12 protein-coding genes and 1 other RNA gene are annotated in these 11715 nt (G+C 50.2%); 2 read left to right on the forward strand and 11 right to left on the reverse strand.

Features of this window, described 5'->3' with window-relative positions; genetic code table 11:
• Positions 1 to 6 precede the first annotated feature (6 nt).
• Positions 7 to 561, reverse strand: coding sequence for a PTS sugar transporter subunit IIA (locus BN4314_RS00550; RefSeq protein WP_082911105.1), 555 nt, complete (start codon positions 559 to 561; stop codon positions 7 to 9).
• A 113-nt stretch (positions 562 to 674) separates the two neighbouring features.
• Between BN4314_RS00550 and rnpB the strand changes: the two genes are divergently transcribed.
• An RNA gene (gene rnpB, locus BN4314_RS00555) (RNase P RNA component class A) lies at positions 675 to 1044 on the forward strand.
• A 259-nt stretch (positions 1045 to 1303) separates the two neighbouring features.
• On the opposite strand, the gene BN4314_RS00560 is transcribed toward rnpB, so the two are convergent.
• The 10 genes from BN4314_RS00560 to murC form a co-directional block, all read right to left on the reverse strand.
• Positions 1304 to 2020, reverse strand: coding sequence for a DivIVA domain-containing protein (locus tag BN4314_RS00560; RefSeq protein WP_068539206.1), 717 nt, complete (start codon positions 2018 to 2020; stop codon positions 1304 to 1306).
• 159 nt (positions 2021 to 2179) lie between these two features.
• The gene (locus BN4314_RS00565; RefSeq protein ID WP_021734813.1) at positions 2180 to 2443 is read right to left on the reverse strand and encodes a YggT family protein; all 264 of its coding nucleotides are present in this window, start codon (positions 2441 to 2443) and stop codon (positions 2180 to 2182) included.
• A gap of 9 nt (positions 2444 to 2452) precedes the next feature.
• A complete protein-coding gene (gene proC, locus BN4314_RS00570; protein ID WP_068539208.1) occupies positions 2453 to 3259 on the reverse strand; it encodes a pyrroline-5-carboxylate reductase in 807 nt (268 codons plus the stop codon).
• Between the two features lies 1 nt (position 3260).
• Complete coding sequence (locus BN4314_RS00575) at positions 3261 to 3947, reverse strand: cell division protein SepF (RefSeq protein WP_068539210.1); 687 nt, start codon at positions 3945 to 3947, stop codon at positions 3261 to 3263.
• A gap of 86 nt (positions 3948 to 4033) precedes the next feature.
• Positions 4034 to 4786 carry a YggS family pyridoxal phosphate-dependent enzyme gene (locus tag BN4314_RS00580; protein ID WP_068539213.1) on the reverse strand — a complete coding sequence of 251 codons (753 nt, stop codon included), beginning with the start codon at positions 4784 to 4786 and terminating at the stop codon, positions 4034 to 4036.
• Between the two features lie 23 nt (positions 4787 to 4809).
• Positions 4810 to 5616, reverse strand: a complete 807-nt coding sequence (locus tag BN4314_RS00585) for a polyphenol oxidase family protein (RefSeq protein WP_068539215.1) — start codon at positions 5614 to 5616, stop codon at positions 4810 to 4812.
• 1 nt (position 5617) lies between these two features.
• Positions 5618 to 6751: a cell division protein FtsZ gene (ftsZ, locus tag BN4314_RS00590; RefSeq protein WP_021735003.1), complete on the reverse strand. Its 1134-nt coding sequence runs from the start codon at positions 6749 to 6751 to the stop codon at positions 5618 to 5620.
• A gap of 367 nt (positions 6752 to 7118) precedes the next feature.
• On the reverse strand, positions 7119 to 8408 hold the full coding sequence (locus BN4314_RS00595; protein WP_068539217.1) for a cell division protein FtsQ/DivIB: 1290 nt from the start codon (positions 8406 to 8408) through the stop codon (positions 7119 to 7121).
• Between the two features lie 11 nt (positions 8409 to 8419).
• A complete protein-coding gene (gene murB / locus BN4314_RS00600) occupies positions 8420 to 9334 on the reverse strand; it encodes a UDP-N-acetylmuramate dehydrogenase (RefSeq protein WP_068539219.1) in 915 nt (304 codons plus the stop codon).
• The gene (gene murC, locus BN4314_RS00605) at positions 9331 to 10761 is read right to left on the reverse strand and encodes a UDP-N-acetylmuramate--L-alanine ligase (protein WP_068539221.1); all 1431 of its coding nucleotides are present in this window, start codon (positions 10759 to 10761) and stop codon (positions 9331 to 9333) included. The genes murB and murC overlap by 4 nt, the downstream gene beginning before the upstream one ends.
• Before the next feature lie 284 nt (positions 10762 to 11045).
• Between murC and BN4314_RS00610 the strand changes: the two genes are divergently transcribed.
• Positions 11046 to 11669 (forward strand): TetR/AcrR family transcriptional regulator, encoded by a 624-nt coding sequence (locus BN4314_RS00610; RefSeq protein WP_068539223.1) that lies wholly within the window; start codon positions 11046 to 11048, stop codon positions 11667 to 11669.
• Positions 11670 to 11715 lie beyond the last annotated feature (46 nt).

Genomic DNA, 11715 nt, shown 5'->3' on the forward strand with positions numbered 1-11715 from the left:
TAATTACTACACCTTAGCAAGTTCTACATCAATAATTTTTTGTCCTGCATGCACATCACGCGCATCGATAGCGCTGACCTGTTTGTAATCATACGAGTTGGTGACCACCGTAATAACCGTGTCGGAAAAGCCTGCTGCCATAACCTTGGAACGATCAAAGAACATAAGAGGCTCACCTGCTACAACGGACTGACCCTGCGAAACAAAACTCACAAAGCCGTCACCTTTCATGGTAACGGTATCCACACCAATATGAAGGAGCACTTCAACCCCATCGTTAGTTTCTAAACCAAGCGCATGGAGAGTAGGTGTCGTAGCTGTAACAACACCAGTAATAGGACAATAAAGCACACCGTCTATCGGCTCAATACCATACGCGATACCCATCGCCCCACTTGCAAAAACAGGGTCGGGCAAATCAGCCATGACCACACCTTTGCCAGAACACGGCGCACAAATCATCCCAGGAACTGCCTGTACCTCAATAGAGACGGGCTTTTCTACAGAAGATACCTTACGAAATCTATCAAGGAGACCCATGAGCTCAAATCTCTTTTCCATCTAAGCAACTCATAAAACACTCTGTATGTCACTAGTAATCATAACGTATGAAGTCTTCATATATTGTTCTTGCAAAAGCCCAGAATATCAAAGCGTGGTATTATCGCTAACGCGAAGTGGATCAGACAATCGCGGGACGTAGATATTATCTATGGTATCTACGTCATGAGGAAAGTCTGGGCTCCAAAGGGTAGAAAGCTGGCTAACAGCCAGGCGGGGCAACCCGACGGAAAGCGCCGCAGAAAAGAAAACTCCCACTGCTCGTCTTGGCGAGTAAGAGAAAAGCTGAAACGGTGGTGTAAGAGACCACCAGCGTCTAGGCAACTGGACGGCTTGGCAAGCCCCTTTCGGAGCAAGCGCATATAGGAGCGCTCAAGTGTGACCCGCACTGCGCTCGGGTAGCGTGCTAGAGGATGTCAGTAATGGCATTCGTAGATAAATGATTGTCCACGACAGAACCCGGCTTATCGATCCACTTCGCATCCGATTTCTTCCACTTTTATTTTGGTTTTAAGAACTTGTCTACCGGTCTAAATATTTGGTTCTGCACAAATTTTGCAGTCGGTTGGATAACGTTCTTTTTGATGAACTTCGCTGCTGGTCGGATTAGCTTGTGATAGAGGGGCTTGATAACTTCTCTATATACAGACTTTAGCGTCATACAAAAAGACCTCGCCGAAGCGAGGTCTAAATACTGCACCTATGAAGCTAAAAGTCTCAGTAGTTTACAGAGACTCGATACTTAATCAAGGTCATTAAAGTCGTTAGCAGACATAACAGGAGTTGCAGCACCAATGCTGCTGGTGAGCACTGTCGCGCCCGCATCTTGGGGGGCGGAAGGAGCTTCAACAGGAGCGGCTACAGGAGCGGGTGCGGGAGCTGCGGGCTTGGCATTGGCGGGAAGCGCACGCGCAGGAAAGACAGAATCCGCATCATCCATGAAGTGCTGCAGAAGTTTTTTATACTCGCCGCGGAAGTCCTCACGGGACTGCTTGAGACGATCAATCTCATCAAGTTCGGCCTGCTTTTCAGCAAGTGCCTGACGAATAACCTCACGAGCCTTTTGATCGGCCTCGTTGCGAATGGACTCAGCGTTTTCGCGAGCATCAGCAACCAGTTTGTCAGCACTTTGCTGAGCAACAATCAAAACCTTGGAAATCTGGCTCTCGGAAGCAGCGAGTGCACTGGCTGCAGGGGCGGGTGCAGGAACTGCAACCGCATTGGCAGCGGCAACATTGGCGTTCTCGAGCTGAATTTGCAGCTCAGAAACCTGTGCCTGAGATGCGCCTAGCTGGGACTCAGCATTGTTGAGGCGAGTCTTGAGATCAGCAATCTTTTGCAACATTGCGTCAATCTCAGTGGAAAGCGTATCGAGGAATGCGTCAACCTCCTCGGTGTCATAACCATTCTTAGACGGAGAGAAGGTCAGTTGATCGATGTCGGCTGGTGTGATTGCCATCTCTATCCCTTTCATCTATACATGCCTTACAAGGCAAACTATCAGCAATTTTACTCGAACGCACCGTACCATGTACACGTGGGCATGCTCGGATTGAATACCGCACAAAGCAAGCAAAGCCCACATCTGCCCGCAAGCACAAAACTCATGCTCACAAGCTTATATGAGTATACCCACAAGGCCGCGTTTGGCGACCTCGAGAATAACCATCGCAATAACGGGAGAAAAATCTAAGCCTCCCAAAGCTGGGATAAAACGCCTAAAGATATCTACATATGGACGAACAATCCTATCGAGCGCCCCTGCTACGTCACTGATAAGGCCATCACCTGACAGAGGAATCCAGCTCAAAATAACCCATACAACGATGAGCAGTTCATAAAAATCGAGCACTTTCATCAAAAAAGAAATAACTGCAAGCATGTGCGCTCCTTACTTAGCCAACTCTCGTGTGCGCGCAAGAGCTGCATCAACGGCAGCATACGCGCCTTCAACCAATGCTGGCTCCAGAGCTCGCAAGCCTTCAGCGGTTGTACCACCAGGAGATGTCACTTTTTCCATGTATGCGCGGGGATGCTCTCCCCCTTCGCTCAACTGGCGAGCGACACCTTCCATGGTAGAAATCAACATTTCCCGACAAGACGTCGCGGGAAGCCCTGCACGCACGCCCGCACGCGTAAGTGCGTCAATCATCAAAGCAAAGAAAGCAGGACTACAACCCACGACAGCACCTTCAACATCAAGTTGTGCTTCGCTCATCTGTGCACAGGCACCCAACGTCTCAAAAATAGCTGAGACGCGCGCAATGTCCGTAGAGGTCGCAGACGTACCCGCACAGAGTGCAGAGGCACCTGAGCGCACCTGGATGGGCAAATTGGGCATCACGCGCAACACCCGCGCACCAGCTAGCGCTGTTTCTAGCGCAGCAAGAGGAATGCCTGCCACAATAGAAACTAACACGCGCCCTGCCACGCTATCAGCAATATCTGCCATAACGGCGGGTAACACTTGTGGCTTAACTGCAAGAATAACTACATCAGTATCAGCTGCCATAAGATCTGTGGCATCAGCATATACAGGGCAGCCAAGCTGGGCAAACGCTGCGCGCTTTGCTTCACCAGGGTTGCAGACGCAAATGCGCTCAGCAGGTAGCACCCCCGCTTCCAGCAGGCCATGCACAATAGCGCCACCCATAGAGCCAGCGCCTATTACCCCAAGTGAAAAATCGAACTGAGACATACTACTTCACCAAGTCACCATCGTTGACAAGTTTCTCGATATCAGAATCAGAGAGTTCAATACCAGCAGGCAGGACAACAAAAATACGATCGCCCAGTTCCTGAACGGCACCACCCAAACCGCAGGCCAAACCAAAGCAGAAGTCCAAGATACGCTTTGCGGCTTCAATGTTGGTATTGCGGAAAACCAGCACAACAGGCTGGTTGGTGCGGACACGACGCACAACCATCTGAACATCGTCATACGCTGCAGGTTTGAGAACATAGGGAGGAAGCACGCTAGAGCTTGGACGAGCAATAGTCCTACCACCCAAATCGCCAGGAGTCACATTGCTCGTGGCAGCACTCGCATCCGTGCCATAGTCACGGCTAGCAGGAGCAGCATAGCTGTCCTCATCGTAGGAACGACGGGGACGAGGTGTCACGGCGCTACGCTCTTCGCTGCGATAGTCGCCATAGCCTGGTGCAGTCTGAGCGGGGGCTCCTCCTGCAACAGGACGACCAGAGCGCGTATAAACCGAGACGCTCTCGGGCTCAGGACGACGGGAGTTCCCAAGCAAACCTACGTGCTCAGAGCTATTCTCTTCGGGCTCATCGTCGTAGTAACCATCATCGTAATCCTGATCATCGTAATATTCGTCACCACGGTTCTGCTGGAATCTATCCCTCAAGTTGTCTAGAAAACCCATCGCCTACTCCTTCTTCCACGCGGCAAGCCGCAAATTTCACTCATATAGCACGTCTTAAACAAGACGGTCGTACGTACTCTGCCCCGCTATTCCAAATGAAATTCGGGACTAAACACCACACGACCCAATCGCAACAAGGTCGCCCCTTCTTCTACGGCAATCTCAAAATCACCGCTCATACCACAAGAAAGTATCTCTAAAGGCAGTCCTGTCACCTTATGCAACTGATCGCGAAGCTCACGTAAGCCTGAGAAAGTCCGCCGCGCCTCATCTCTATTTCCTGCCGGTGCCATGGTCATCAAGCCTTCAAGTGAAAGCTTGGGCAGAGCTGCGATTTCATTGGCGCAAGTCAACGCCTCGACCATTGTCACCCCAGACTTGGATTGCTCTCCAGATACGTTCACTTCAAGCAAAATCGCAAGCTGCTTGTCTCGAACCTGTGCACGCTTAGAAATCGCGCGGGCCAGCTCAAGAGACGATATTGAATGCACCAGCTCAACATCACAGTCAAGCACCTGATTGATTTTGTTTTTTTGCAGGTTGCCAATCATGTGAAAACGCTGACGCGGCAAACCAGGCACATCTGCGAGCAATCCCAATTTGCGCCTCAGCTCTTGTGGACGGTTTTCGCCAAAGCATTCATAACCCACCATATATGCCGAGACAAGCTGAGGTACATCAACCGTTTTTGAGACAGCAATAGAAGAAATCTCAGCAACATCTCTCGTAGCGCGTTGAGCAGCTGCCTCAATACGCTCTAAGATTTCAGTACGGCGTGCAGCGAGGAAGGTTTCGTAATCCTCAGATGCACGGTAGCTCTGATCGATAAGCGGATTCATAACACTTCCCTCCTCTACGAAAACTATTTTGCCGCCATAAACGCTAGGGCACCATGGCGACCACAGTGACCGTGCTCAGCGCGATACGAAAAGAAACGATCTGTCGTACTCGCCGTTGATTCCTCAACACTCACGATGCGTTCAGGGGCAACTCCCCCATCAAGCAACGCCGCACGCACAGCAAAGCCCAAATCTACATGGCAGCCGTCAGCTGCTGCTGCCTCACCAAACTCAGCTATAAATCGATGTGCCAAATCAGCGGAAACCTCATAGTCCATCTGTCCAATATGCGGGCCCACGTACGCATTGACTTCGCTGGGATGCACGCCCGTCTCTGCACACAGCAGAGACACCGCTTTTTGAGAGATACGCGCAATACTTCCTCGCCACCCAGAATGCACGACGGCAAAGCCACCTGAGCACGCAAGAATGACAGGTACACAGTCAGCAAAGCAAAGCAAAACAGGCACATTGGGGACGGTACAGATGACACCATCAGCACCAGCTCGCGCTTCGTCAAAAGCTGCTGACCAAGCTTCGTTACTCTGCTCACTCAAAACAACTAAATGGTCACCATGAACCTGATGAGGATTGATGAGTTTGTCTGCATAATCTTCACAGCCCAATGCCTCAAGAGCAAGCTTGCGATTAGCGTCTACCACCTTTGGCTCATCGCCACAGGCATCCCCCAAGTTGAGAGAAGTAAAGGGAGCCTGCGAGCGGCCACCCGTGCGTTCCGTAAAGCTAAGTGTGACCCCGCCAGGACGAGCAAAATCGCCAAGCAGGGTCACACCATACGACTCGTGACGGGAAAGAGTCGGCGCTTGCATACTAGATGCGGCTATTCCTGAGGAAGTCGGGAATGTCAAAAGCCTTGTCATTGCCCGACGGCTGAGGAGTGGAGGTGCGGGTGGTGGTCTGAGTGCTGCGAGAGCTAGAAGCAGCAGGACGGCTGGGGCGAGAAGGCCTACGGTCAACGTTCATCTCGGGCAGCTTCTCTTGGACATTACCGCCATCAAAACCGGTAGCGATAACGGTCACGCGAACCTGATCGCCAAGACTCTCGTCAACAACGGTACCAAAGATGATGTTGGCCTCAGGGTCAACATTTTTAGCGACAACGTCTGCAGCATCGTTAATCTCTTGGATGCCCAAGTCCTTGTTGCCAGCAATGGAAAGCAGAACACGAGTTGCGCCATCAATAGAGCTCTCAAGCAGGCGGCTAGAAATGGCTTCTTCGGCAGCATCGACTGCACGATTGTCACCAGAAGCAGTACCGATACCCATCATTGCGGTGCCAGCACCCTTCATGATGGTAGTGACATCTGCAAAGTCGAGGTTAATCAAACCAGGAACAGTAATGAGGTCGGTAATACCTTGGGTGCCCTGGCAGAGGACATCATCTGCCATGTGGAAGGCCTCGAGCATCGTGGTCTTTTTCTCAGAAAGATCAAGGAGACGATCGTTGGGGATAACGATGAGGGTATCAACGTTCTCAGAGAGACGCTCGATACCATCAACAGCATTAGCAGAACGCTTACGACCCTCAAAGGTAAAGGGGCGCGTAACAACACCAACAGTCAAAGCGCCGAGATCATTTTTTGCAATATCGGCAACAACGGGTGCGGCTCCTGTGCCTGTGCCGCCACCCTCGCCAGCCGTAATAAAGACCATATCGGAGCCGGCAAGTGCAGCCTTGATCTCATCATGCGAATCCTCAGCAGCCTCAGCACCAACCTCAGGACGAGCGCCAGCACCCAGACCCTTGGTCAAATCAGATCCAATGTGCACCTTAATGTCAGCATCGGAAATAGCAAGCTGCTGTGCGTCCGTGTTGATTGCCACGAACTCGACACCACGAATTCCCTCTTCAATCATACGGTTGACAGCGTTCGTGCCGCCGCCACCAACGCCAACCACCTTGATGACTGCAAGGTAATTGTTGAGGTTATCGTCGTTCGTCATGGTAGGACCTCCTGTTGTTTGTTGTACGACTCTTTGGTGCACCTGTGCCTGTATTGCATGTGTGTTGCGTTTACGTACATTCCTGTTTTTTGCCATGTAGTACTTCTTTCTGCCGCGCCTCCGTGCATCGCCGCTTACGCGGCAGAACGCGCTTTAGAAGATTCGAGAAACACTAAACCTCAAGTTGACCTCGATGTTTGTTCTAAAGCGCGTTATGTTTGCACATGCGCGGAGTCACGTCAAGCAAAATTTTTTAAATTGTGGAAATTGCAGGAAAAAGCAGCTTATTTGCTTATTTATCCCGTCTTACCGTGAGTTTTTTTAATTATTTGGCTGGAACTGTGCTAAATGTCTCAAGGCAGATACTTTAGACTTCAGAGTTTGACTCATCTGGAGAGCTTGAATCTACTTGAGGGTTTTCATTGTCGCCTTCAAGGCTTTGTTCGCTCTCGTCAGACACAGCGCTACTACCATCATCAGAGCCCGTATTACCCTGACTCTTTGATCCACTGGAATTTGCTGCAATGACAGAATCATCGGTACTGACGCCTTCACCTAAAGCGCCCGTTCCTTCTTGGACATTATCTGATTCAATCATGCGATATGACGGATTACTTGCTACGCGAACGTTGATATAGGTAATCTTGCCCGGATGCTTTTTGAGCAAAGCCAAAATAACTGATTCTTTGGCAGTAATATCTGTTGCCTTACCCAAAGAAACGGTAACACCTGACTTGAGCGTACAACTCACACTCGCAGCAGACGGTGCAGAATAACTCAAAATCTGTTTCGAAAGCTCTTTGGTAAAGTCTTCATCAAACTTGATAGCAGCTTGCAAACTCTCGGCTTTGGCCTGAGAGCCAGCATGCGGATTGAGTTTTGCCGGTGAGTCTGCAATAAGCAGGGCTCCCATACTCTGAGCTTTCTTGAGTACAGCGGCTTTGAAACTTTCACCGCTTTCGGCTTTGACCGAGATGGGCTCTAACCATACGTCGCCATCACCCAAACACCACACAACCTCACTGCCATTCATAATGACTAAAGCCCTTACCTTATGCTCGGTCACCGTAATTTTGAGGGTTGAAGGAAAGACACGTGATAGATGTACCTCAGCAACCCAGGGATTACGCTTGATGTTTTCCTCAATTTTGTCAGCGTCAAAATTGAGCAGCGTTGCTCCCTCTTCTACTTGAGCAAGACGCACAATACTGCTATCCGAGACATGCTCACTAGAGGTCGCCACCACATTGTTAATAGTAAAGACGCTTGTATATGAAAGAGCAGTAAGCGCAATAACTCCAATAACAGCGAGTGTAGCCAATACAATGACCGCAATAGCAATGCTCTTGAGGGTTGGGGTATGCCGCGCACCCTCATCAGACGGTGTTGTTGACTGACGCTGGCTACGGCGTGCGGCAGGAGATGGCGCAGCAAAGATTTGCTTCTTTTTAGGAGTCGCCGAAGCTGCTGGTACAGGGGTTTGCAGACGTCCTGTTTGAACAGAACGTTTGCCTATTTTAGGTAGACGTGAACCTGCACTGCTCGTAGCTGCTGAAAGCTTAGGCGTGCTCTTCTTGCTACCCCCAGTCACAGAAGCTTTGCTTCGTGGGGTGGGCTTACGGGGAGTTGGCTTTTTTGGTGTGTTGTCTTGAGCCATACGTAACTTTCCTATATCTCAAAACCGAGGAGCTTAAGCTCGGAATGTAAATCAACGGAACTATTTGCCAAGACTTCACTATGTACACGATTCATCAAGGCAAGCACATCAGCTGCGCAGGCTCCACCACGATTGACCACATAATTTGCTTGGCTAGGATGCAATTGTGCGCCACCTTCACGAGCTCCGCGCAAACCACAACGTCTCACCAATTCATTCACCGACGCAGCACGTGGTTCTACAAAAAGCGCCCCACAACTCTGAGCACCTAAAGGCAAAATACTACGCTCACCAAGATGCGTTTCCATCTTCTGAGCAATTGCCTCTACCTGAGCTGGCTGCAAAGAAAAAGTAACTTCGAGGATAATCTCGTCTGTTGGCAAAGAACACCACCGACGATCCCAATCAATCTCTGCAGCTGGACGCCGAACGAGTCCTACACCAGGTTTAAGGCTTACTACATCGTGCACGATACTACTCAGCCAGCGACGTTCAGTACCAGCATTCATTAAGAGTGCCCCGCCTACGCTACCTGGAATACCTGCGAGAAACTCCATACCAGAAAGTCCTGCTGTAAGAGCAGTTGAGCAGGCCTTAGCCAGACGAGTCGCAGCACCAGCAGTTACCATGCCTGTTGGGCCGTCTACACTGAGCTTTTCAAACTCCCCTGTCAGGACAATAACGCAACCACGGTAACCCTCATCAGAAGCAAGTATTGATGACCCACGGCCTAAAATAACCCAAGGCAGTTTCTGCATACTCAGCACTTCTAACGTACGCGAAAGTGCTGCATAGTCATGCGGAGCAACATAAAGCGCCGCGGCGCCACCAATGCGCACAGACGTCAAGCGAGACAGAGCTACGTCCCGTTTTACCTCAGCATGTATCTTCCCCGAAAGGGCTATGTAGGCATTAAATACGCTCACAAGCTCTCGCTTGTCCCTTCCGCGTCACGCTCTCGTAGAGCATCAAGCAAAGCTGGCCCAACCTGAGTAACATCGCCCGCACCCTGAGTAATCACCAAATCACCTGGACGGCATAATTGGACAAGCTGGGAGATAAGCTTACGACGATTAGGCTGATATTCCACCTGTTGAACATGCCCGTTGTCTTTGACCGAATTTGCAACCGTTTTACCCGAAACGCCAGGAATCGGCATTTCCCCAGCAGAAAAAACGTCCATCACTACAAGCACATCAGCATTATCAAAAGCAGCGCCAAATTCACTCGCCAGCGCCTGAGTTCTGCTGTAGCGATGCGGTTGAAAAACGCAGACTACGCGTTCAAAGCCTAGTTTGGAAGCCGCAGTAAGGGTAGCCTCAATCTCAGTGGGATGGTGTCCATAATCATCAACCACAGTGATTCCTGCTACATCACCGACATGCGTAAAACGACGGTGGGCACCCTTGAACTCGGCTACAGCTGCAGCTGCCTTTTCAAGGTCAAGATTCAAAACGCCCGCTACCGCAAGAGCAGCTGTTGCATTTGCCATATTGTGCTCACCTGGATTGGCGTGTAAACCAGAATGCACCGTCACACCACAAGGGCAGACCACATCAAAGTAACTCTGCAGGCCCCGCTGCGTCTCACTAGGCACACAGCGATAATCGACATTTTCACCAAAACCATAGGTCACGACCTTGCAACCTGTAGACTTGGCAAGTTCAACATAGTGGGGATTGTCACCAAAGATAACAATGGTGCCCTCTTCGCCTACCAGCTCCATGAACTGACAAAAGGTCTTCTCGATATTCTCCAGCGTGCCGTAGTGATCGAGGTGATCGGCCTCAATGTTGGTTACAACAACCACATTGGGATTGAGAAAGAGAAAAGAGCCATCAGACTCATCTGCTTCGCAGACAAAGTAGCCACCAGAACCATTGCGACCATTGGTGCCATATTCCTCAACGATGCCACCAATGAGGAAAGAAGGGTCACAACCTAGATGGTCAAGCATGGTGGCCACCAGAGAGCTTGTTGTAGTTTTTCCATGGGTGCCAGCAACGGCAATCGTCTTTGCACCCTCTCCCAGCGCAGAAAGCATCTGAGCACGACGCCAGACGGTAATACCCAGCTCACGCGCACGAACAAGCTCGGGGTTAGTCTCGGGAATTGCGGTAGAAATAACAACCACATCGGGCTTGAGCTCGTCAATAGTTGCTGCTTGATGACCAATGCGGACATCAATGCCCGCATGCTCTAGGTCACGCACGTAACTCGAGTTCTTCAGATCAGAACCTGTGACCTTGCAACCCCGCTGAAAAAGAACAAGCGCAATACCACTCATGCCTGCGCCACCGATACCAATAAAATGTGCACTCGAGAACTTAGGAGCCTGGGTAGTTTGAGTCATGTAAGCCTCTTCTCTTGCAAATACATTTTTAAATACTTTAACGGATAGAGAAGTACTTGGTCGCCTACAGCAAACAGTTGCCATGAAAAGACCCTCTTATCTTGCCTCGTCACCTACTCAGCAGCGCGTCATGACTTCATTTCGAAAGAGATTGTGTGCCGTCCAACGCACAAACAGTCCCAACGTAATGCCGCAAGAAAATCATGGTTGACATCTAAGTTAGCAAGCATTAACTTACTGTGATAACAACGTTATCACCCTTGAAATCTGCACATAGGAGCAGTATGGCAACCTTCGATAAAGCAATTGATCCAATGATTAAGGAGAGTGCAAAAGAAGAATTTCTAGAAAAGGGTTTCCTTAACGCATCTCTGCGTAAAATTTGCGCGAAGGCTGGCGTCACAACGGGAGCGTTGTACAAGCGTTACGGTGGAAAAGAAGACCTTTTCCAAGCACTGGTGCAGCCTACCGTGGACGATATCGACGCGGTCATTGCATCCAAGAGCATCAATTACTCCACAATGACAGATGGTCAGCTCTACGACATGTGGACGCTAACCGAAGGCTATATGGACTGGTGGTTCGAATTCATGATCGCCCGAAAAGATGGCTTCACACTGCTCGTCAAGTGCTCGGAGGGAACGCGCTATCAGGACTTCCAACACGAACTTGTCGAAAAAGTATGCGCGGAAACCTACAAGTGTTATCAAGCAGCAGCGGATCGCAGCCTTGCCAGAGTCGGCATCACTCCGCGGGAACTTCACGTGCTGACAACCGCATTCTGGAGCACGATGTTCGAACCTTTCATACATGATTTCACCGACGAGGAAATCCGGCTCCACTGTCAGCTGACCATCCAATTCATCGATTGGCATCGCGCCCTTGGCTTTTCGGAGCCGAAGGCCTGATAAAGAAGAGTTTATTTTTTAGCTATCGAGTTAGATAAATCTAACT

This window comes from Olegusella massiliensis (genome assembly GCF_900078545.1).
GTDB classification, from domain to species: Bacteria; Actinomycetota; Coriobacteriia; order Coriobacteriales; family Atopobiaceae; genus Olegusella; species Olegusella massiliensis.

Coding starts and splice junctions, on each gene's coding strand:
- murC (WP_068539221.1), bottom strand. CDS start 10,761: ATGACTCAAACTACCCAGGCTCCTAAGTTCTCGAGTGCACATTTTATT.
- proC (WP_068539208.1), bottom strand. CDS start 3,259: ATGTCTCAGTTCGATTTTTCACTTGGGGTAATAGGCGCTGGCTCTATG.
- BN4314_RS00595 (WP_068539217.1), bottom strand. CDS start 8,408: ATGGCTCAAGACAACACACCAAAAAAGCCAACTCCCCGTAAGCCCACC.
- BN4314_RS00610 (WP_068539223.1), top strand. CDS start 11,046: ATGGCAACCTTCGATAAAGCAATTGATCCAATGATTAAGGAGAGTGCA.
- BN4314_RS00565 (WP_021734813.1), bottom strand. CDS start 2,443: ATGCTTGCAGTTATTTCTTTTTTGATGAAAGTGCTCGATTTTTATGAA.
- ftsZ (WP_021735003.1), bottom strand. CDS start 6,751: ATGACGAACGACGATAACCTCAACAATTACCTTGCAGTCATCAAGGTG.
- BN4314_RS00580 (WP_068539213.1), bottom strand. CDS start 4,786: ATGAATCCGCTTATCGATCAGAGCTACCGTGCATCTGAGGATTACGAA.
- BN4314_RS00560 (WP_068539206.1), bottom strand. CDS start 2,020: ATGGCAATCACACCAGCCGACATCGATCAACTGACCTTCTCTCCGTCT.
- BN4314_RS00550 (WP_082911105.1), bottom strand. CDS start 561: ATGGAAAAGAGATTTGAGCTCATGGGTCTCCTTGATAGATTTCGTAAG.
- BN4314_RS00575 (WP_068539210.1), bottom strand. CDS start 3,947: ATGGGTTTTCTAGACAACTTGAGGGATAGATTCCAGCAGAACCGTGGT.
- BN4314_RS00585 (WP_068539215.1), bottom strand. CDS start 5,616: ATGCAAGCGCCGACTCTTTCCCGTCACGAGTCGTATGGTGTGACCCTG.